Consider the following 20,754-nt stretch of genomic DNA (forward strand, 5'->3'; position numbering starts at 1 on the left):
GCCCCGAGTCGGGCGAGCCGGGGGAAAACGGGCGAGGCGTGTGAGGTGTCCCTCACCGTAGTGGGTAGTTGACAGGCCGAAGCGCTCAATGCCCGTGTGAGCCTCCTGAAGCCCCTTCCCGGATATGGGGAGTCGGACCGTCAGGGTTCAGGGCGGCACATGAGGACTCAGCTACCGGCAAACCCCCATTCGGGTCGGCGGTACCGGTAGACTGGCAGACAATCCCGCCCACTCGCGGAACATGTCGAACGACGCAGCCGTTCCCGCCTGCCCGGAGAACGGCTTGTGCTGTGCCAGAAAGGGCGCTTCGTGGCCGATTCCGGCAACCCCAACGAGAACATTCCGTCCACTGTTGCCGGCGGCAACGGCGAGGTCACAGCCTCGTACGACGCCAGCGCGATCACCGTCCTCGAGGGTCTGGACGCGGTCCGCAAGCGCCCCGGCATGTACATCGGCTCGACCGGTGAGCGTGGACTCCATCACCTTGTGACCGAAGTCGTCGACAACTCCGTCGACGAGGCCCTCGCCGGGCACGCGGACACCATCGATGTCACGGTCCTTGCCGACGGTGGCGTACGCGTGATCGACAACGGTCGCGGTATCCCGGTGGACATCGTCCCGTCCGAGGGCAAGCCGGCCGTCGAGGTCGTGCTGACCGTTCTGCACGCCGGCGGCAAGTTCGGCGGCGGCGGCTACGCCGTCTCCGGCGGTCTGCACGGCGTCGGTGTATCGGTCGTCAACGCCCTGTCGTCCAGGGTCTCCGTCGAGGTCAAGCGCGACGGCTACCGCTGGACGCAGGACTACAAACTCGGCGTCCCCACTGCCCCTCTCGCGCAGAACGAGGCCACCGACGAGTCCGGCACCACGGTCACGTTCTGGGCCGACCCGGACATCTTCGAGACGACCGAGTACTCCTTCGAGACGCTCTCGCGCCGTTTCCAGGAGATGGCCTTCCTCAACAAGGGCCTCACCCTGTCGCTGACGGACGAGCGCGAGTCGGCGAAGGCCACCGCCGGTGCTGACACCGTCGAGGAGGCGGCCGAGGACCAGGTCCGCACGGTGACGTACTACTACGAGGGCGGCATCGTCGACTTCGTGAAGTACCTCAACTCGCGCAAGGGTGAGCTGATCCACCCGACCGTCATCGACATCGAGGCCGAGGACAAGGAGCGTCTGCTCTCGGCCGAGATCGCCATGCAGTGGAACTCGCAGTACACGGAGGGTGTGTACTCCTTCGCGAACACCATCCACACGCATGAGGGCGGTACGCACGAAGAGGGCTTCCGTGCGGCCATGACGGGTCTCGTCAACCGGTACGCGCGCGAGAAGAAGTTCCTGCGCGAGAAGGACGACAACCTGGCGGGCGAGGACATCCGCGAGGGCCTGACGGCGATCATCTCCGTCAAGCTGGGTGAGCCGCAGTTCGAGGGTCAGACCAAGACCAAGCTGGGCAACACCGAGGCGAAGACCTTCGTCCAGAAGGTCGTGCACGAGCACCTCAACGACTGGTTCGACCGCAATCCCAACGAGGCCGCGGACATCATCCGCAAGGCCATCCAGGCGCAGACGGCGCGTGTCGCGGCCCGCAAGGCGCGTGACCTGACCCGTCGCAAGGGCCTGCTGGAGTCGGCGTCGCTGCCGGGCAAGCTGAGTGACTGCCAGTCGAACGACCCGACGAAGTGCGAGATCTTCATCGTCGAGGGTGACTCCGCCGGTGGTTCGGCGAAGTCCGGCCGTAACCCGATGTACCAGGCGATCCTGCCCATCCGAGGCAAGATCCTGAACGTCGAGAAGGCCCGGATCGACAAGATCCTGCAGAACACCGAGGTCCAGGCGCTGATCTCGGCCTTCGGCACCGGAGTCCACGAGGACTTCGACATCGAGAAGCTCCGCTATCACAAGATCATTCTGATGGCGGACGCCGACGTCGACGGCCAGCACATCAACACCCTGCTGCTGACCTTCCTGTTCCGCTTCATGCGGCCGCTGGTCGAGGCCGGGCACGTCTACCTCTCCCGCCCGCCGCTCTACAAGATCAAGTGGGGCCGGGACGACTTCGAGTATGCGTACTCGGACCGTGAGCGCGACGCGCTCGTCGAGCTCGGCAAGCAGAACGGCAAGCGGATCAAGGAAGACTCGATCCAGCGCTTCAAGGGTCTCGGCGAGATGAACGCCGAGGAGCTGCGCATCACCACGATGGACGTGGACCACCGCGTGCTCGGCCAGGTCACCCTGGACGACGCGGCACAGGCCGACGACCTGTTCTCGGTGCTGATGGGCGAGGACGTCGAGGCAAGGCGCTCGTTCATCCAGCGCAATGCCAAGGACGTCCGCTTCCTCGACATCTGAGTCGGTCTCAGCTGACCGCTTCGAAAGGATCTTGACCAGCAATGGCCGACGAAAACACCCCCGCCACCACCGAAGAAGAAGAGCCGGTCATGCGGATCGAGCCCGTCGGGCTCGAGACGGAGATGCAGCGCTCGTATCTCGACTACGCGATGTCCGTCATCGTCTCGCGTGCCCTGCCCGACGTACGGGACGGTCTCAAGCCCGTCCACCGTCGTGTGCTCTACGCGATGTACGACGGCGGCTACCGGCCCGAGAAGGGCTTCTACAAGTGCGCCCGCGTCGTCGGTGACGTCATGGGTACGTACCACCCGCACGGCGACTCCTCGATCTACGACGCCCTGGTCCGGCTGGCCCAGCCGTGGTCGATGCGCATGCCGCTGGTGGACTCCAACGGCAACTTCGGTTCCCCGGGCAACGACCCCGCCGCCGCCATGCGGTACACCGAGTGCAAGCTGATGCCGCAGTCGATGGAGATGCTCCGGGACATCGACGAGGAGACCGTCGACTTCCAGGACAACTACGACGGGCGCAACCAGGAGCCGACGGTCCTGCCGGCGCGCTTCCCGAACCTCCTGGTCAACGGCTCGGCCGGCATCGCGGTCGGTATGGCGACCAACATCCCGCCGCACAATCTGCGTGAGGTCGCGGCCGGCGCGCAGTGGGCGCTGGAGCACCCGGAGGCCTCGCACGAGGAGCTGCAGGACGCGCTCATCGAGCGGATCAAGGGCCCGGACTTCCCGTCCGGCGCGCTGGTCGTGGGCCGCAAGGGCATCGAGGAGGCGTACCGCACCGGCCGTGGCTCGATCACGATGCGCGCGGTCGTCGAGGTCGAGGAGATCCAGAACCGCCAGTGCCTGGTGGTCACGGAGCTTCCGTACCAGACCAACCCCGACAACCTCGCGCAGAAGATCGCCGACCTGGTGAAGGACGGCAAGATCGGCGGCATCGCGGACGTCCGCGACGAGACCTCTTCCCGTACGGGCCAGCGCCTGGTCATCGTGCTGAAGCGGGACGCGGTCGCCAAGGTCGTGCTGAACAACCTCTACAAGCACACCGATCTGCAGACCAACTTCGGCGCCAACATGCTGGCACTGGTCGACGGTGTGCCGCGCACCCTCTCGCTGGACGCCTTCATCCGCCACTGGGTGACGCACCAGATCGAGGTCATCGTCCGGCGTACGAAGTTCCGCCTGCGCAAGGCGGAGGAGCGGGCGCACATTCTGCGCGGTCTGCTCAAGGCGCTGGACGCGATCGACGAGGTCATCGCTCTGATCCGGCGCAGCGACACGGTCGAGACCGCGCGCACGGGCCTGATGGGGCTGCTCTCCATCGACGAGATCCAGGCCAATGCCATCCTCGAGATGCAGCTGCGCCGACTGGCCGCCCTGGAGCGCCAGAAGATCGTCGCCGAGCACGACGAGCTGCAGCAGAAGATCAACGAGTACAACGCGATCCTCGCCTCGCCGGAGAAGCAGCGTCAGATCGTCAGCGAGGAACTGGCCGTCATCGTCGAGAAGTTCGGCGACGACCGGCGCTCCAAGCTGGTGCCCTTCGACGGTGACATGTCCATCGAGGACCTGATCGCCGAGGAGGACATCGTCGTCACCATCACGCGTGGCGGCTATGTGAAGCGTACGAAGACGGACGACTACCGCTCGCAGAAGCGCGGCGGCAAGGGCGTACGCGGTACGAAGCTGAAGGAAGACGACATCGTCGACCACTTCTTCGTCTCGACCACGCACCACTGGCTGCTGTTCTTCACCAACAAGGGCCGGGTCTACCGGGCCAAGGCGTACGAACTCCCCGACGCCGGCCGGGACGCGCGCGGACAGCACGTCGCGAATCTGCTGGCCTTCCAGCCGGACGAGCAGATCGCCGAGATCCTGGCGATCCGCGACTACAACGCCGCGCCCTATCTGGTGCTCGCCACCAAGGGCGGCCTGGTGAAGAAGACGTCGCTGAAGGACTACGACTCGCCGCGTTCGGGTGGTGTGATCGCGATCAACCTCCGGGAGACGGAGGACGGCAGCGACGACGAGCTGATCGGCGCGGAGCTGGTGTCCGCCGAGGACGATCTGCTGCTGATCAGTAAGAAGGCGCAGTCGATCAGGTTCACCGCGACGGACGATGCGCTGCGCCCGATGGGGCGTGCGACATCCGGCGTGAAGGGGATGAGTTTCCGTGAGGGAGACGAGCTCCTCTCGATGAATGTCGTCCGGCCCGGTACGTTCGTGTTCACTGCCACTGATGGTGGGTACGCGAAGCGGACCGCCGTCGACGAGTATCGCGTCCAGGGTCGTGGCGGCCTCGGTATCAAGGCCGCCAAGATCGTGGAGGACCGCGGTTCACTCGTGGGTGCGCTGGTGGTCGAGGGGACCGATGAGATCCTTGCCATCACCCTCGGCGGCGGTGTGATTCGTACGCGAGTCAATGAAGTCAGGGAGACGGGCCGTGACACCATGGGCGTCCAACTGATCAACCTGGGCAAGCGCGATGCCGTGGTCGGTATCGCTCGTAACGCCGAGGCAGGTCGCGAGGCCGAAGAGGTCGAAGGGACCGAAGAGGCCGACAATGAGGCGGTCGAGGCGGCAGTCGAGGGCAGTGAGTCCTCGGCCGGGGAGCACGAGGAGTAAAGCGTGAGTGGAGCCACGGGCGCCGGATCGGCCGCTTCCGGAGCGAACGGTGCCCGTGGCCCTGCCGCGGACTCCCAGGGGGTTACGGTGACGGACACCCGGGGGCCTCAGCCCCCGTACGAGATGTTTGGCGGCGAGCAGTCGGCGCCGCAGCAGGCCGGGCAGCCGTACCACCCGCCGCAGGCCTATCCCTCGCCGCCCGGCGGGGGCGGCACGCATGGCGGGCAGCAGGCGGGCACCGCTGTGCGCCGGCCGCGGACCGGGGCGCGCACGACGCCGCGGACCCGCAAGGCGCGGCTGCGGGTGGCCAAGGCCGATCCGTGGTCGGTGATGAAGGTCAGCTTCCTGCTCTCCATCGCGCTGGGGATCTGCACGGTGATCGCGTCCGCGGTGCTATGGATGGTCATGGACGCGATGGGCGTCTTCTCCACGGTGGGCGGGACGATCAGCGAGGCCACCGGCTCCAACGAGAGCAATGGCTTCGACCTTCAGTCGTTCCTTTCGCTGCCGCGGGTGCTGATCTTCACCTCGGTGATCGCGGTGATCGACGTGGTGCTGGCCACAGCGCTGGCGACGCTCGGAGCCTTTATCTACAACCTCTCCGCCGGTTTCGTGGGCGGTGTCGAGCTCACGCTCGCAGAGGACGAGTGAGACGGGACAACCGATTTTGGGACTGGCCCCGACGTGCGCTAATCTTCATGAGTCAGCGCGCAGCGCGGCGGGGCTATAGCTCAGTTGGTTAGAGCGCATCCCTGATAAGGATGAGGCCACAGGTTCAAATCCTGTTAGCCCCACAGTGACGATTCGGCCCGTACGGAGATTCTCCGTGCGGGCCGATCGCTTTGTCCGGGGCCGGAGTTGGGGCGTACGGAGGCCGTACGCAGGTCACCGATCGGTATCGGTCGGTGTGTATAGTCGGGCGCCAGAAGTCCTCATACGTCAAGGAAAGACGAGGTCGCGCGGTGAAGAAGCTTCTCCTGGTCGCACTGGCCGCCATCGGCGGGCTCCTCGTGTACCGCCAGATCCAGGCGGATCGCGCCGAGCAGGATCTGTGGACGGAGGCGACCGACTCCGTGCCCGCAGGTTCGGGTGTGTGAGACGCAAACGGTCTTGAGTCACGGGCCCCGGTCGCTGAAGCGGCCGGGGCTTCGTGCTGCTCCGGGCTCCGTGCCGGCCGGGATTTCGTGCTGCCTGAGCGCCTCGGTGGCGTTGCATGACCGTGACAATCCTGGCCTTGAGTTCCCTTCAGTAAACCATTAAGTTGCAAGTGCAAATTTTGGTCTTGGGGGGACATGGTGAAGGCATGGCTGGGCCGCCGTACGGCGGTGGCAATGATCGGCGCGGCGCTGCTCGCCCTGGGGGCCCGTTCCGGTGCACACCAGCGGCGGGTTCTACATCGCCGTCACGCTGGGCGCGAAGTCCGCCGAGATCGCCGAGAACCCGCAGATCGGCGTAGTGCTGCGGGTGGCGGTGATGGGCGGCGAACTGGCCGGGCCGCAACACGACGCCCCCGCTGTGGCGAAGAAGGCGGACAAGAAGGGTGATTCGGCCGCGCGCGCAGACAGCAACGCGGCCGAACGGGCAGGATGGTCCGGCACTGGGACCGCGGCTGTGGCGGGCGGTGCGCTCGTGGTGGTCGCGGGCCTGGTGCTGGTACTGGTACGGCGCAGGCGGGCCGCGGGTGCTGCCACGGTCGCGCACTCGACCACGGAATCGTCGCCCTCGACCAACTCAACGGACTCAACAAGGAGAAGCGCGTGAAGAGGCAGCGCGGCAGGGGCCGGGTGACGCTCGCCTGCGTGGCGGCGATGTGCGCGGTGGCAGCGCTGCCCGGGCGGGCCTGGGCGGCCGGTGAGCCCAATCCTTACGACTTCGACAGTGCTGCGAAGCCCGTTCAGGGCTCGGCGGTCAACAGTGACGGGCCGTCCCTGACAGCCGGTTCGACCTACAAGGACAAGATCAAGCCGGGCGAGAAGCGCTACTACCGCCTCGATCTGGACGCCAAGACCAATGCGTACATCTCGGCGGTGGCCGTCCCCAAGCCGGCCACCAAGGTCGGGTTCGCGGACAAACTGTCCGTGAGCGTCGAGGACCGCGAGGGCATCAAGTGCGGTGACAACGACGCGCAGTTCAGCTCCGCCACGTACGCCCGGCCGGTCGCCGCGTACGCGGACCGGACGATCGTCAAGGACCGCAACAGCTGCCAGGAGGCGGGCGCGTACTACGTGCTCCTGGAGAGGACCGCCGAGGCCACCTCCACGCCCGAGGCATGGGACGTCGAGATCCGTTTCGCCTCGGAGCCGGGGCTGAAGGCGGCCGGCCCGACCGCGCCGCGCGAGAACTGGCCGTCCGCCTCCCCCGCGGCGCCCGACGGTGGCCCGGAGAAGCGCCCCGGCGGTACGAGCTTCTTCGACGCCACCAGCCTCAGGCAGGGCGAGTGGCAGGACGGGATCACCCCCGGCCAGACGCTCTTCTACCGGGTGCCGGTGAACTGGGGACAGCAGATCTTTGCCAGCGCCGACCTGGGCACGAGCACTGCGTCCGAGGACGCCGCGGGCGTCGGCAACGCGCTCGTGCTGTCGCTGCACAACCCGGCCCGCGGTTATGTCGCGGACGAATCGAGCATGTACTACGACGGCAAGCAGAAGTCGGTCGCGCTGGATCCGCTGCCTCCGGTGGCGTACGAGAACCGGTACGCCTCCAGCAGCGCAACCAGCGCCATGCGGTTCGCCGGCTGGTACTACCTGTCGGTCACGCTCAACCCGAAGATCGCCGAGGAGTACGGCAACAAGGCACTCCCGCTGACCTTGCGGGTGAACGTCGAGGGCGAGGCGAAAAGCGCTCCGTCGTACGCGGGGCCCGCCGGGGACTTCGAGGTCACCCAGGACGACCAGGAGGCGGCCGACAGCGGGAAGAGCGCGCCCGAGGTGGCTCAGAGCGGCACGATGAAGCTGGTCGCCGCCGCCGGGATCGGGGCGGGGACCGTGCTGGTGCTCGGGCTCGGGGTGTGGATGCTGCTCGCGCGGCGGCGGGCGGCCCCGGTGCAGGGGCCCGCTCCGGCGGTTGGCCCCTTCCCGGTTCAGGACCAGGCGCCGGGGCACGTGCATGGGCAGGCCTCCGGGCACGCTCAGGGGCAGCCGCAAGGGCAGGCACACGGGCAGGCACACGGGCAGACGCCGCCCGGACAGTACGGACCCCCGCCCGCCTGGTAGTTCAGGGCCGGTGGTTCAGGACTGGGTCAGCGCCCAGATGCCGACCGCGAAACAGAGCAGCGCAACGAGCAGCACCGGGATCGCAACCTTCGGGGGCGGTCCCGGTCGCTTGTGTGCCGCCTGCGGAACTGGTGCGTGCGAGGGCGGAACCTGCGGGCTCTGAGCGGTGTAAGCACGGGTAAGAGCTGGTTCGTAGTGCACCGGCGCGGTCGGAGCGGTCCGGGACTGCGAGGACTGCTCGGGCGCGGGGGTGTGAAGCGGGGAGGCGCTGTGCGCCGGTACGGTGTGGGGTGGGGTTGGCGTGGGTTCCGCGGCCGCCGGCACGGGGGGAGGAGTGGACGGCTGGGCCGGGTGCGGGAGTTGTGCGGGCGGCGGCTGCTGCGGTGGCGGGGCCAGATGGAAGCTGCCCGTCTGTGACGCCGGGAGAGGCTGTTGTACGGGGGCCTGAGCGCCCTGCTGTGCCGGCTGCTGACCTGCCTGGGGGTCGGTTCCGGCACCGGGTACGGGACCGGTGGGGCCGAATCCGGCGGGGAGCGGTCCGATCTGGTCGAAGACCTCGACCGGCTCCTCGTCGGCGCCCGCCTCCGGAAGCATCTCGACGGCGGCCGTGAGCGCCTTGCGCGCTCCCGTGGCCGTACGGAACCGGGCCTGCGGGTCGGGCTGCAGCAGACCGGCGAGCACCTGCCACAGCGGTTCCGGGATGCCCTGGGGAGCGCCGGGGGTGCCGATGTTGGCGAAGTGCTCGACCAGAGCCCTGGAGTCGGGCTTCTGGCCCTGGAGGAGATAGAGCGCCACCAGGCCGACCGCGAAGAGATCGGCCGTGAAGTCCGGCTCGGCGCCCAGCATCTGCTCGGGTGCGAAATAACCGGGCGTGCCCACCACGTAGTTGGTCTCGGTGAGGCGCGGCTCGCCCTTGCGCATGGAGATTCCGAAATCGGACAGCCGCAGATGCGGCCGCCCGGTTCCGGTGGCCTCGAGCAGGATGTTGGCCGGCTTGATGTCGCGGTGCACGACCCCCTCCGCGTGCACCGCGGCCAGTCCGGACAGCAGCTGATCGAGCAGGGTGCAGACGAAGCGGGGCGGCAGCGGACCGTAGTCGCCGATGACGTGCGCAAGCGATCCGCCGCTCACCACGTCCATGGTGAACAGCACCTTGTCGTCGTCCGCGGCCCAGCTGGCCGGGGCGAGGACATGAGGATGATCGATCCGAAGAGCCTGCTCGCGGACGAAGCGCAGCAGAGTGTGCGCATCGCTCTGCTGCAGGACCTTGGCTGCCACGTAACGACGGCGCCGGTGGTCCCAGGCGCGCCAGACAGCGCCGACACCACCGCGTCCGATCGGGTCGATCAGTTCATACCGACCAGCGAAGACCTCACCCATTGTGCTGCGCCCGCTCCCCGTTCCCTTGTGAGGCTTCCTGCCTCGGTCAGCTCTCGGTCAGTTCTGGTGCGACTCGTAGTGGGCGACCGCGTCGGCAGTGCGCCCCGCGCCGTACACCCGGAGGAACTCTGCCAGCTCCGGGTGGCTCGGGGCGAGGGAGTCCGCCGCATCGATGATGTCGCCCGCGGCCGCCACCGAGCGCAGCAGCGACTGGATCTCCCGTACGACACGGCGCACCGTCGGCGCACCCGAGCTGCTGGTGCTGTGAGTGGTGCCGGTCAGCACGGAGCCGCCCTGCGACTTCTTGACCTCTTCCATCCGCTCGGTGGCCTCGGAGGCGCTGACGCTGCCGTCGGCGACCTGACTCGCCAACTCCTGCAGCGCCTGTACCCGTTGGACCACCGCAGGATTGCCGATCTTGGCGCGCTGGCCGCTCATCAGCTGCGAGAGCATCGGAGCCGAAAGACCGAGCACCGCCGCGAGCCGGGCCTGGTTCAGACCGAGGTCATCGATGAGCCGACGGAAGAGCGCCCCCAGCGGCTCTCCGTACCAGCTGCGCTGCAGCTCTCTGGCTCTTGCGGTCGTTTCCTGCTGTGCGGCGTCCATCGCGTCTCCCCATCGCTTCCCCAAGCGGGCTTCGCTGCTGCGAACCTCGTCGAGCATCCTACGGAGGGTGGTCGCGGACCGGGAGTCCCAATCCTTTTGCAGGATCACGGGGGTGACCCGGTACTCTGGTCTCCGGCGGTGGCCGAGGCACGTTTCTGCTCGGTCGTACCCACCCTTCCGGGGCCTTAGCTCAGTTGGTAGAGCGCTGCCTTTGCAAGGCAGATGTCAGGAGTTCGAATCTCCTAGGCTCCACAGCACCAAGGGCGCTCCGACCTGTTGAGAACAGGTCGGAGCGCCCTTTTTTTGCTGCCGTGCTACTGCCGTGGGGCCGTGCTCAGGCCGTGCTCAGGCCAGGTTTTGGGCCGTCATCGGGCCGTCATTGGACCGTCCGGGTGGTGTTCATCCGAAGAACTGCACAGCGGCGGCGTCGCTCCCCCACTTCTCAAGATGCGTACACATCATGAGGAAGGTATGTAGATCGCTCAACCCGAAAGCGAGGGGTCATGGCCGCCTTCAAGGTCAAGAGTCTGTGGACCGCGTTCATCACCGCATTCTTTGCGCTGCTTGCCTCGGCGGGTCTGACCACCGCGGCCGCCGCCGCGCAGCAGCCCGCCGTGCAGACGCCGGACCGGGCGCTCCGGTCGGCCCTGCCGAAGCAGGCGCGCCGGCAAGCTGTGCGGGCGACGGTACCCGTGCCCAATACACGATGGAGCCCGACGGCGCGCGACAGGTCACTGCCGCCCACGATCAAGCAGCGCATCCGCGCCGAGGCCCATGGATCGTCTCCCGCGACCCGTCACCTGTCCGCGATCGACGCCGACGATGAGCTGAGCTCCGACGCGGACCCGGTCGCGGACCCGGCGCTCGCCGCGGCATGAGGCGCCGGGAGCTGTCACCTCTTCCGGCGCCACCTGCCCTGCGAGCGGTCTGGGCTCAGCGATCCTCGTCGCGCTCCGCAGCCTCCGCCTCCGCCTCGGCCTGCTTCGCCTGCACCTCGGGGTCGAGCGCAGCCGCACTGCCGTCGACGGACGTCAGCGGGGCACGGTCGGAAACCTCCGTGGCAGCGGGCGGTTCCACCAGCCAATCGGGGTTGGCCTGCTTGTCCCACCACTTCCAGACGGCGAAAGCTCCGACGGCCACTACGCCGATGACCAGGAGGCCCTTGGCGAGGCGTCCGGCCTTGGACCGCCGTTCGTGCTTCCGCACCAGTTTCTGAATGTCCTTCGCCGTCACCTGTCCGCGCAGTGCGGCCAGTGCGGCAGCGGAGCGGGCCGCGGCCTCTTCCCGTACGGGCTGAGCGACGGCCACCGCGTGCTCGACACGCGGAACGGTGTAATCCGCCGCCTGACGAGCGGCCTTCCGGGCCTGAAACGCGGCTCGGTGCGCGGCCTCGTCCACTTTTGGCGGCACATGCGGCGCAACACGCGCGCCGTACTGCACACGGGCCTGATAAGCGGCCTTCGAGACTTTGGGCGCGAGCCGAACGCGGGCCTCCTGCGCATAATGCGCGGCCTGCTCCTTGGCCGTGCCGGCGTAGGGCGCCACCACTTCCGCGGCGTGCAGCACGCTTTCCCTCGCCGTATCGGTCGCGGCGCGCACGCTCTCCATGCGGGTCACGGGATCCTCCTCCTCGGTGGCGTTCTGGGGGACTGAGGGTTTATCCCCAGTTGGGCACAGTTTCGCCTTTCCACCCGTTTGAAAATCATGCCTCTTGAGTGCCGCCTCGGCATGCGGGGCGGGCATCCGGGTCATGTAGGGAGCTTGCGGTCGACGATGCCACGGTTCGCCTCATAACGCGCCGCTCCGGCGACTACTCGGCGGCTTTTATCCGTACGGGATGCTTCCGTGCAAGGATCGGGAGACGTCAGAGCAGACTTACGGAAGGCAGATCGTGGCCGAGCAGCTTTACGCCACCCTGAAGACCAACCAAGGCGACATCGAGATCCGGCTCCTGCCGAACCACGCGCCCAAGACCGTCAAGAACTTCGTCGAGCTCGCGCAGGGCGAGCGGGAGTGGACCCACCCGGCGACCGGCAAGAAGTCCTCGGACAAGCTGTACGACGGCACGGTCTTCCACCGCGTGATCAGCGGATTCATGATCCAGGGCGGTGACCCGCTGGGTAACGGCACCGGCGGCCCGGGCTACGAGTTCCAGGACGAGTTCCACCCGGACCTCGCCTTCGACAAGCCGTACCTGCTGGCCATGGCCAACGCCGGCCCGGGCACCAACGGCTCGCAGTTCTTCATCACCGTGTCGCCCACTGCCTGGCTGACCCGCAAGCACACCATCTTCGGTCAGATCTCCAACGAGGCGGGCAAGAAGGTCGTGGACGCCATCGCCGGCATCCAGACCAACCCGCGCACCGACCGCCCGGTCAGCGACGTCGTGATCCAGTCCGTCGTCGTGGAGACCCGCGAGGGCTGAACCACAGCCTCCCCAGGGCTCTCCGGGGGAACCATTTCGCCCCGCCCATCCGTATGGATGAGCGGGGCGGTGTGTTGAGCTAGGGAGATTGAGGGACCTCATGGACCAGGCGCCAGGCAGTCCGCAGGAGCCGCAGGACGCGCACGGGCTGCCCAGTTGCTACCGGCATCCGGGCCGCGATACGGGCATCCGCTGCACTCGCTGCGAGCGCCCGATCTGCCCGGACTGCATGGTCAGCGCGTCGGTCGGATTCCAGTGCCCGGAGTGCGTACGGACCGGCTCCGGTACGGGACACGGCCCGACGGCGAACCAGCCGCGGACGGTGGCCGGAGGCACCATCGTGGCCGACTCCTTCCTGGTCACCAAGATCCTCGTCGCGATCAATGTCGCGGTCTTCGTGGTGGTGCTCGCGCTCCGCGACCGATTTGTCGCCGAGACGGACCTGATCGGATATGCCTTCAGCCCACAGCTCAACGCGGTGGTCGGAGTGGCCGACGGTGAGTGGTACCGGCTGCTCACTTCGACGTTTCTGCACCAAGAGGTGTCGCACATCCTGTTCAACATGGTGAGCCTGTGGTTCCTGGGCAGACTCGTGGAGCCGGCGCTCGGCCGCAGCCGCTTCATCGCCGTCTATCTGCTTTCGGGCCTCGGCGGCAGCACCCTCGCCTATCTGATCGCTGCCCCGAACCAGCCTTCGCTCGGTGCCTCGGGCGCCATCTTCGGTCTGATGGGCGCGTTCGCCGTGCTAGCGCGACGCGTGAACCTCGATATGAGGCCCGTCATTGCGATCCTCGCGCTGAGCCTGCTCCTCACCTTCACCAGGGAGGGCATCTCCTGGGAGGGGCACATCGGCGGCCTGGTGGTAGGCGCGCTCGTCACCCTCGGCCTGGTCTACGCGCCCCGCGAGCACCGCACGCTCGTGCAGGTCGGGACCTGTGCGCTGGTCCTTCTCGCGACGGTCGGGATCGTGGTGGCCAGGACCGTCTCGCTCACCTGAGCGTGCTATCCCCAAAGTTGTCCACAGCGTGTGTCCGATCTTGTGCATGCTGTGGGGAACAAGCGTGCCCCTTGTCGCTGAACTGGGTTTTCCCAGCAGGGACAAGGGGCGGTTCGCTTCACCAGCATGGCCGATGCAGTCACACCGGCGTCAACGCTGCGAGGGTTATCCACAGATCGTCAGACCTTTTCCCCACTGTGGACAACGCTGTGGATAACCTCAGGGCAGGGCTTGACGGGCGGGCTGCGAAGCGGCTACTTCCACTGGGTGGAGACGCCGAAGCCGGCGGCGATGAAGCCGAAGCCGGCGACGATGTTCCAGTTGCCGAAACTCTTGATCGGCAGATCGCCCTCGGTCACATAGAACAGGACGATCCAGGCGAGCCCGATCAGGAACAGAGCGAGCATCACCGGTGCGACCCAGCTGCGGTTGGTCAGCTTGATACTGGTCGCCTGCTTCGTAGCCGGCGGCGGCGTGAAATCGGCCTTCTTGCGGATACGTGACTTCGGCACGAGGGACTCTCCTGTCGATGCGCTGCGTTACCGCGCAGGGAACTGTGGCTGGCGCCGGGGCTGAAGCGAGGGGGACCACTGCTGAGCCCGGGCGTCCGTTAGCGTAGTGCTTCCGCGGCGCCTAAGGAGATAAGGGTACGTTGAGCAATTCTGCCGACTCCCCCCAAGGGCCGGTCCACCGCTTCGACTGGCGGCCGGTCCGGCTGCTGAGCGCTGCCGTCTTCGCTCTCGCCGGGCTGATCTTCGTGACCAGCTTCAATACCGCCAAGGGCACCAACCTGCGTACGGACGGCTCGCTGCTGAAGCTCTCCGACCTGATCGAGCAGCGCAGTGCCAAGAACGGCGATCTCGACGAGTCCACCGCGTCGGTACGCGACGACGTCGACGCCCTCGCCCGGCGTGACGACGGCTCCACCAAGGCCGAGGACGCGAAGCTGGGCGCCCTGGAGCAGGCCGCGGGCACCAGGAAGCTCAGCGGACCGGGCCTCACGGTCACCCTCAACGACGCCCCGCCCAATGCCCAGGCCGCCCCCGGCTACCCCGAGCCGCAGGCCAATGACCTGGTCATCCACCAGCAAGACCTGCAGGCCGTCGTCAATGCCCTGTGGAAGGGCGGCGCCAAGGGCATCCAGGTCATGGACCAGCGGCTGATCTCCACCAGCGCCGTCCGGTGCGTGGGGAACACGCTGATCCTCCAGGGGCGCGTCTACTCACCGCCGTACAAGATCACCGCTGTCGGCGACCAGAGCGCCCTCGAGAAGGCGCTCACCACCTCCCCGGCGATCCAGAACTACCAGCTGTATGTGAAGGCGTACGGCCTCGGCTGGAAAGTCGACGAGCGCGAGGCGGTGACTCTCCCCGGCTACTCGGGCACAGTGGATCTCCACTACGCGAAGCCTGTGAAGTAGCAGCGCCTGGGGGGACGGTGTCGGTACGGCTGATCGTCAGGACCTTCAGCGAACTCTGCATCACCGTCGGCACCCTGATCGTGCTCTTTGTGGTGTACGTGCTGTTCTGGACCGGTATCAAGGCCGGCAGTGCCACTGACGGACAGATCGACAAGCTCCAGGAGGAGTGGTCGCAGGGCCCGGTCGCGGCCCCCGCGCCGGAACCCACGGCGACGCCCCCCGCCCCCGACCCTGCTCCGGAGGCGTACCGCGACGGCAAGCCCTTCGCCGTCATGTACATCCCCCGCTTCGGAGGGCGCTGGGACTGGCCGGTCCTGGAAGGCACCAAGGTGCGCACGCTCCAGAAGGGCCTCGGGCACTACAGCTCCACCGCCGCGCTCGGCGGCGGCGGCAACTTCTCGGTCGCCGGCCACCGCCGTACGTACGGGGATCCGTTCAAGGATTTCCCGAAGCTGCGGCCCGGGGACGCCGTGGTGCTGACGGACGGGACGACCTGGTTCACGTACCGCATCGACAAGAAGCCCTACCGGACCGTGCCGGGCGATGTCGGCGTCATCGACCCCGTCCCGCGAAAGTCGGGATTCGACGGGCCGGGGCGCTATCTGACGCTGACCACCTGCGATCCGGAGTGGGGCAGCAGCCATCGCCTGATCGCCTGGGCGCATCTGGACGCCACCCAGCCTGTGACCGACGGCAAACCGGAAGCTTTGCGCAGCTGACCCATGCGCCCCTGCCGCCCTTTAGTCTGGTGCGGTACCAAACGGAAAGGGACAGCATGTACGGCTGGATCTGGCGGCATCTGCCGGGCAACGCATGGGTGCGGGCGTTCATCTCGCTCGTGCTCGCCCTCGCGGTCGTCTACATGCTGTTCCAGTACGTCTTCCCGTGGGCGGAGCCGCTGCTTCCGTTCAACGATGTGACGGTCGACGGGGCGGGGACGGCCCGATGAGCGCCCGCATCCTGGTCGTCGACAATTACGACAGCTTCGTCTTCAACCTCGTCCAGTACCTGTACCAGCTCGGCGCCGAGTGCGAGGTCCGGCGGAACGACGAGGTTGAACTCGCGCACGCCCAGGACGGTTTCGACGGAGTGCTGCTGTCCCCCGGTCCGGGAGCGCCCGAGCAGGCCGGTGTGTGTATCGACATGGTGCGGCACTGTGCGGACACCGGCGTGCCCGTCTTCGGCGTCTGCCTGGGGATGCAGTCGATGGCGGTGGCGTACGGCGGTGTGGTGGGCCGCGCCCCCGAGCTGCTGCACGGCAAGACCTCGCTCGTCACCCACGAGGGCAAGGGCGTCTTCGCCGGACTGCCTTCGCCCTTCACCGCCACGCGCTACCACTCGCTGGCCGCCGAGCCGGCGGAGCTGCCGGACGAGCTGGAGGTCACGGCGCGGACGGCGGACGGCATCATCATGGGGCTGCGCCACCGTGAACTGGCCGTCGAGGGCGTGCAGTTCCACCCCGAGTCGGTCCTCACCGAGCACGGCCATCTGATGCTCGCCAACTGGCTGGAGCAGTGCGGCGACACCGGGGCGATCGGCCGGTCGGCGGGGCTCGCACCGGTGGTGGGCAAGGCTGTGGCGTGAGTGCCGTCGGTCCGGAGGACGAGTACGACCCGCTGACGGATCCGCTGCCGCCGGGGGAGCTCGGCTCGCCGTGGTTCCGGCCGACAGGCGTTCCGGAGGAGGAGCTGCCCCAGCAGCCGCAGCCCGTGCAGCAGCCGCAGGAGTGGTACGACCCCGAGGGGTACCAGCGGGACTGGTACGTACAGCCGGAGCAGGAGCCGGCACCGCAGCCCCGGCCTCAGGCCCAGCCCCGGCCGCAGGCCCGGCCCCAGCGTCGGCCGATGCCCGATCCGCAGCCGATGTTCGACCCGGCTCCAGCACCGGAGCCGGTTCCGGCACCCCTGCCGGCGTCCGGTCCCCTACCCGTACCGGACGACGAGACCGTTGCCCTGCGTACCTCGGACACCCGCCGCGCGGCGGAGACCCCCACGGGTCCCGGTCGCGCCGAGCGCCGCAGGGCGGCCAAGGGCCGGGGCCGTAGGCGTCCTGAGCCCGCTCCCACCGCCTCCGACACCTCCGCGCCCGCCAAGCCCCTGTCGCGCGTCGAGGCCCGCCGTGCCGCGCGTGCGCTCAAGGACAGCCCCGCCGTCATCGCCAGCCGTGCCATCGGCGAACTCTTCATCTCCTTCGGCGTGCTGCTGCTGCTGTTCGTCACCTACCAGCTGTGGTGGACGAACGTCCGCGCCGGGCAGCAGGCCAACCAGGAGACCAACAAGATCCAGGACGGCTGGGCGAAGGGCCGCACGCCGGGTGTGTTCGAGCCGGGTCAGGGCTTCGCCATCATGCACATCCCCAAGCTGGACGTGGTCGTCCCGATCGCCGAGGGCATCAGCAAGCCCAAGGTCCTCGACCGCGGCATGGTCGGCCACTACGCCGAGGGCAAGCTCGAGACCGCGATGCCCGCGGACAAGTCGGGCAACTTCGCTGTCGCGGGCCATCGCAACACGCACGGCGAACCGTTCCGGTACATCAACCGTCTCAAGCCGGGGGACCCGATCGTCGTTGAGACGCAGGACGCGTACTACACGTACACGATGGCGAGCATCCTCCCCCAGACCTCGCCGTCGAACGTCGGCGTGATCGGTCCGGTGCCGCCGGGCTCCGGATTCACGGAGCCGGGCAGGTACATCACGCTGACGACGTGCACGCCGGAATTCACGAGTACGTACCGAATGATCGTGTGGGGCAAGATGGTCGAGGAACGGCCGCGCAGCAAGGGCAAACCCGACGCGCTCGTCGGCTGAACGCAGTGGGCTGTGGGACTTCAAGACGGGAACAGGTGCAGTGTCACGTGCGCGTAGCCGGATCGTCGGCTCCATCAGTGTCTTCGGCGAGCTGCTGATCACAGCGGGCGTGGTGCTGGGGCTCTTCGTCGTCTACTCACTGTGGTGGACGAACGTCCTCGCCGACCGCGAGGCCTCCAAGCAGGGCGACCAGATGCGCGACGGCTGGGCGAACAGCGGTCCCGGCGCCCTCGACACCAAGGACGGCATCGGCTTCCTCCACGTACCCGCCATGAACAGCGGTGAGGTGCTGGTGAAGAAGGGCACCGACTCCAAGGCCCTGAACAACGGCATCGCCGGCTACTACACCGACCCGATCAAGTCGGCGCTCCCCTGGGACAGCAAGGGGAACTTCACGCTGGCCGCGCACCGGGACGGGCACGGAGCGAAGTTCCACAACATCCACAAGCTGAAGAACGGCGATGCGATCGTCTTCGAGACCCGGGACACCTGGTACGTCTACAAGGTCTACAAGGAGCTCAAGGAGACCTCGAAGTACAACGTGGCCGTGCTGCAGCCGGTCCCGAAGGAGTCGGGGAAGACGAAGCCGGGGCGCTACATCACGCTGACGACCTGTACGCCCGTCTTCACGTCGGACTACCGCTACATCGTCTGGGGCGAGCTGGAGCGCACGGTGAAGGTCGACAGCGACCGTACGCCGCCGGAGGAACTGCGCTAGCCGCAGCGGTCGGCACGGACACGGCGGACGCTGCGGAAGCGAGAAGCCCCGGCATCCTTGGTTGGGTGCCGGGGCATCTGCCGTACGGAGTGCTGTTACGGAGGAGGGCGGCTAGCCGTCGCCGCCGCCGATGAATCCGCCGCCGTTGCCGCCGCCGTTGCCGCCGCCGCCGACAGTGGTGAGGGTGACCGTCGTGGTCGCCGGGTCCACCTGGGTGCCGGGCTGCGGGTCGGTGTTGGTGACCAAGGCGTTGTCGTCCTGCGAGCTTCCAGGAGCGAACCCGACGGTTGTGAATCCGCTCTGTGCCAGCTGCTGCTTTGCCTGGGCGACCGTCATACCCCGGATCTGGGGAACCGGAACCTGCGGTGTCTGCGGGCCCTTGGAGACGGTCAGGGTGATCGTCGCGCCCTTGGCCGCCTTCGAGTTGCCCGCCGGGTCCTGCTTGATGACCTGGCCCGCCGGCTCGGTGGAGTCCACGTCGACCCGCGCGACCGTGAATTCGAGGCCTTCGAGCTGGGCCTTGGCGGCGTCGAACTGCGCGCCCACCACCGGAGGCACCGGCACCTTGGTCTGCTTGGCGACGGTGAGGGTGACCGTGGAGTTCTTCTCGGCCTGAGCACCGCCCACCGGGCTCTGCGTGAGGACAGTGCCGGGATCCTCGTCGGACTCGATCTCCTTGGTCTTGACCTTGAAGACCTTGCCCTCCAGGATCTGCGTCGCCTTGTCCACCGGCTTGTCCGTGACGTCGGGGACCTCGATCTTGGGGGCGCCCTCGGAGACGACGACCTGGACGGTGTCGCCCTCCTTCATCTTGCCCCCGTCCGGAGTCTGGGTGCAGATACTGCCCTTCGGCTGGTCGCACCGGTCCGTGCCGGACTGCGCGACCTCCACGCCTGCATTGGTCGCCAGAACCTTGGCCTCATCGAAGGTCTTGCCCACGAGCAGCGGCACCGGCACATCGCCGTTGCCGCCCCCGCCGCCGAAGACCGACTTGCCGATCAGTACCGCGCCGACCAGTACGAGGATGCCCGCGAGCACCAGCAGGATCGTCGAGGTGTTCGACTTCTTCTGGCGGCGGCGGTCGGGGCGGTCGTCGTAACCGCCGTAGCCGCCGCCGTCGGGGTTCACCGGCGGGAGCATCGACGTCTGGCCGGCCGGGTCGGCCTGGCGCAGTGCCGTGGTCGGCTGGTCGTCCGAGCCGTAGCCGCCGTAGCCGACCGAGCCCATCGCCGCCGTCGCCGCGACCGGCTGGCCGTCGAGGCAGGCCTCGATGTCCGCGCGCATCTCGTCGGCCGACTGGTAGCGGTAGTCGGGGTCCTTGACCAGGGCCTTCAGGACGATGGCGTCCATCTCGGGCGTGATCTCGGGGTCGAAGTTGCTCGGCGGCTGCGGCTCTTCCCGTACGTGCTGATACGCCACGGCCACCGGGGAGTCGCCCACGAAGGGGGGACGGACGGTGAGGAGCTCGTAGAGCAGGCAGCCCGTGGAGTACAGGTCGGAGCGCGCGTCGACCTGCTCGCCCTTGGCCTGCTCCGGGGACAGGTACTGGGCGGTGCCGATCACGGCCGCGGTCTGGGTCATCGTCATCCCGGAGTCGCCCATGGCGCGGGCGATGCCGAAGTCCATGACCTTGACCTGGCCGGTGCGCGTCAGCATGACGTTCGCCGGCTTGATGTCGCGGTGGACGATTCCGGCGCGGTGCGAGTACTCCAGCGCCTGGAGGATGCCGATGGTCATCTCGAGGGTGCGCTCGGGCAGCAGTCTGCGCCCGGAGTGCAGCAGCTCTCTGAGCGTGGACCCGTCGACGTACTCCATCACGATGTACGGGATCGAGACCCCGTCGACGTAGTCCTCGCCCGTGTCGTAGACAGCGACGATCGCGGGGTGATTGAGCGAGGCGGCCGACTGGGCCTCACGGCGGAACCGGGCCTGGAAGGACGGATCGCGGGCGAGGTCGGCCCGCAGCGTCTTCACGGCGACGGTGCGGCCGAGCCGGGTGTCGTGGGCGAGGTAGACCTCCGCCATGCCACCACGGCCGAGCACCGAGCCCAGTTCGTACCGGCCGCCGAGGCGACGCGGCTCTTCCATAACTGTTCCAGCCCTCTCCGTCAGTCCCGACCGCACCCGTGTGTGGTCCGGCGGTGTGCTGTTCGCGCATACGCTACCGGCCACGCCGCACCTGATCCGCCCGTGACCGTCACCTGATA

Annotated in this window: 20 protein-coding genes and 2 tRNA genes; 17 read left to right on the top strand and 5 right to left on the bottom strand. The window is 67.8% G+C overall.

The window, feature by feature from the left end:
* Positions 1 to 285: 285 nt before the first annotated feature.
* The 7 genes from gyrB to SLUN_RS20115 all read left to right on the top strand — a co-directional run bounded on the left by gyrB (position 286) and on the right by SLUN_RS20115 (position 8,194).
* On the top strand, positions 286 to 2,349 hold the full coding sequence (gyrB, locus tag SLUN_RS20085) for a DNA topoisomerase (ATP-hydrolyzing) subunit B (RefSeq protein ID WP_108150268.1): 2,064 nt from the start codon (positions 286 to 288) through the stop codon (positions 2,347 to 2,349).
* Between the two features lie 41 nt (positions 2,350 to 2,390).
* Complete coding sequence (gyrA, locus tag SLUN_RS20090; RefSeq protein WP_108150270.1) at positions 2,391 to 4,982, top strand: DNA gyrase subunit A; 2,592 nt, start codon at positions 2,391 to 2,393, stop codon at positions 4,980 to 4,982.
* Between the two features lie 87 nt (positions 4,983 to 5,069).
* On the top strand, positions 5,070 to 5,633 hold the full coding sequence (locus SLUN_RS20095; protein WP_108150272.1) for a DUF3566 domain-containing protein: 564 nt from the start codon (positions 5,070 to 5,072) through the stop codon (positions 5,631 to 5,633).
* A 69-nt stretch (positions 5,634 to 5,702) separates the two neighbouring features.
* Positions 5,703 to 5,776, top strand: a tRNA-Ile gene (locus tag SLUN_RS20100).
* A gap of 168 nt (positions 5,777 to 5,944) precedes the next feature.
* Positions 5,945 to 6,079 (top strand): DLW-39 family protein, encoded by a 135-nt coding sequence (locus SLUN_RS40495; protein WP_003958712.1) that lies wholly within the window; start codon positions 5,945 to 5,947, stop codon positions 6,077 to 6,079.
* A 274-nt stretch (positions 6,080 to 6,353) separates the two neighbouring features.
* Complete coding sequence (locus SLUN_RS20110) at positions 6,354 to 6,743, top strand: hypothetical protein (RefSeq protein ID WP_108150274.1); 390 nt, start codon at positions 6,354 to 6,356, stop codon at positions 6,741 to 6,743.
* Positions 6,740 to 8,194, top strand: a complete 1,455-nt coding sequence (locus tag SLUN_RS20115; RefSeq protein ID WP_108150276.1) for a hypothetical protein — start codon at positions 6,740 to 6,742, stop codon at positions 8,192 to 8,194. Before SLUN_RS20110 ends, SLUN_RS20115 begins: the two co-directional genes overlap by 4 nt.
* 15 nt (positions 8,195 to 8,209) lie before the next feature.
* Here SLUN_RS20115 and SLUN_RS20120 read toward each other — a convergent pair whose 3' ends face one another.
* Complete coding sequence (locus tag SLUN_RS20120) at positions 8,210 to 9,574, bottom strand: serine/threonine-protein kinase (protein ID WP_108150278.1); 1,365 nt, start codon at positions 9,572 to 9,574, stop codon at positions 8,210 to 8,212.
* Between the two features lie 57 nt (positions 9,575 to 9,631).
* Positions 9,632 to 10,180, bottom strand: a complete 549-nt coding sequence (locus SLUN_RS20125; RefSeq protein ID WP_108150280.1) for a helix-turn-helix domain-containing protein — start codon at positions 10,178 to 10,180, stop codon at positions 9,632 to 9,634.
* A gap of 179 nt (positions 10,181 to 10,359) precedes the next feature.
* Here SLUN_RS20125 and SLUN_RS20130 point away from each other — a divergent pair.
* Positions 10,360 to 10,432 (top strand) — tRNA-Ala (locus tag SLUN_RS20130).
* Between the two features lie 251 nt (positions 10,433 to 10,683).
* Entirely contained in the window at positions 10,684 to 11,058 is a 375-nt protein-coding gene (locus SLUN_RS20135) for a DUF6344 domain-containing protein (RefSeq protein WP_108150282.1), read from the top strand.
* 55 nt (positions 11,059 to 11,113) lie between these two features.
* Here SLUN_RS20135 and SLUN_RS20140 read toward each other — a convergent pair whose 3' ends face one another.
* Positions 11,114 to 11,797, bottom strand: coding sequence for a DUF5324 family protein (locus SLUN_RS20140; RefSeq protein WP_108150284.1), 684 nt, complete (start codon positions 11,795 to 11,797; stop codon positions 11,114 to 11,116).
* Between the two features lie 274 nt (positions 11,798 to 12,071).
* On the opposite strand from SLUN_RS20140, the gene SLUN_RS20145 reads away from it, so the two are divergent.
* Together SLUN_RS20145 and SLUN_RS20150 are read left to right on the top strand one after the other, a co-directional pair.
* The gene (locus SLUN_RS20145; RefSeq protein ID WP_108150285.1) at positions 12,072 to 12,605 is read left to right on the top strand and encodes a peptidylprolyl isomerase; all 534 of its coding nucleotides are present in this window, start codon (positions 12,072 to 12,074) and stop codon (positions 12,603 to 12,605) included.
* A 100-nt stretch (positions 12,606 to 12,705) separates the two neighbouring features.
* On the top strand, positions 12,706 to 13,602 hold the full coding sequence (locus tag SLUN_RS20150) for a rhomboid family intramembrane serine protease (RefSeq protein ID WP_108150287.1): 897 nt from the start codon (positions 12,706 to 12,708) through the stop codon (positions 13,600 to 13,602).
* A gap of 254 nt (positions 13,603 to 13,856) precedes the next feature.
* On the opposite strand, the gene crgA is transcribed toward SLUN_RS20150, so the two are convergent.
* A complete protein-coding gene (crgA, locus tag SLUN_RS20155; RefSeq protein ID WP_108150289.1) occupies positions 13,857 to 14,114 on the bottom strand; it encodes a cell division protein CrgA in 258 nt (85 codons plus the stop codon).
* Between the two features lie 140 nt (positions 14,115 to 14,254).
* Here crgA and SLUN_RS20160 point away from each other — a divergent pair, with 140 nt between their 5' ends.
* The 6 genes from SLUN_RS20160 to SLUN_RS20180 are packed head-to-tail and all read left to right on the top strand — an operon-like array spanning position 14,255 to position 18,547.
* Entirely contained in the window at positions 14,255 to 15,022 is a 768-nt protein-coding gene (locus SLUN_RS20160) for a DUF881 domain-containing protein (RefSeq protein WP_108150291.1), read from the top strand.
* Between the two features lie 17 nt (positions 15,023 to 15,039).
* Complete coding sequence (locus SLUN_RS20165) at positions 15,040 to 15,741, top strand: class E sortase (protein WP_108150293.1); 702 nt, start codon at positions 15,040 to 15,042, stop codon at positions 15,739 to 15,741.
* 56 nt (positions 15,742 to 15,797) lie between these two features.
* Positions 15,798 to 15,971 (top strand): hypothetical protein, encoded by a 174-nt coding sequence (locus SLUN_RS40035; RefSeq protein WP_170146593.1) that lies wholly within the window; start codon positions 15,798 to 15,800, stop codon positions 15,969 to 15,971.
* The gene (locus SLUN_RS20170) at positions 15,968 to 16,606 is read left to right on the top strand and encodes an aminodeoxychorismate/anthranilate synthase component II (RefSeq protein WP_108150295.1); all 639 of its coding nucleotides are present in this window, start codon (positions 15,968 to 15,970) and stop codon (positions 16,604 to 16,606) included. The genes SLUN_RS40035 and SLUN_RS20170 overlap by 4 nt, the downstream gene beginning before the upstream one ends.
* Positions 16,537 to 17,829: a class E sortase gene (locus SLUN_RS20175; RefSeq protein WP_108150297.1), complete on the top strand. Its 1,293-nt coding sequence runs from the start codon at positions 16,537 to 16,539 to the stop codon at positions 17,827 to 17,829. The genes SLUN_RS20170 and SLUN_RS20175 overlap by 70 nt, the downstream gene beginning before the upstream one ends.
* 40 nt (positions 17,830 to 17,869) lie before the next feature.
* On the top strand, positions 17,870 to 18,547 hold the full coding sequence (locus tag SLUN_RS20180; protein ID WP_108150299.1) for a class E sortase: 678 nt from the start codon (positions 17,870 to 17,872) through the stop codon (positions 18,545 to 18,547).
* A 111-nt stretch (positions 18,548 to 18,658) separates the two neighbouring features.
* On the opposite strand, the gene pknB is transcribed toward SLUN_RS20180, so the two are convergent.
* Entirely contained in the window at positions 18,659 to 20,635 is a 1,977-nt protein-coding gene (gene pknB / locus SLUN_RS20185) for a Stk1 family PASTA domain-containing Ser/Thr kinase (protein WP_108150301.1), read from the bottom strand.
* Between the last annotated feature and the right edge of the window lie 119 nt (positions 20,636 to 20,754).

It is taken from the genome of Streptomyces lunaelactis (assembly GCF_003054555.1).
Lineage (GTDB): Bacteria > Actinomycetota > Actinomycetes > Streptomycetales > Streptomycetaceae > Streptomyces > Streptomyces lunaelactis.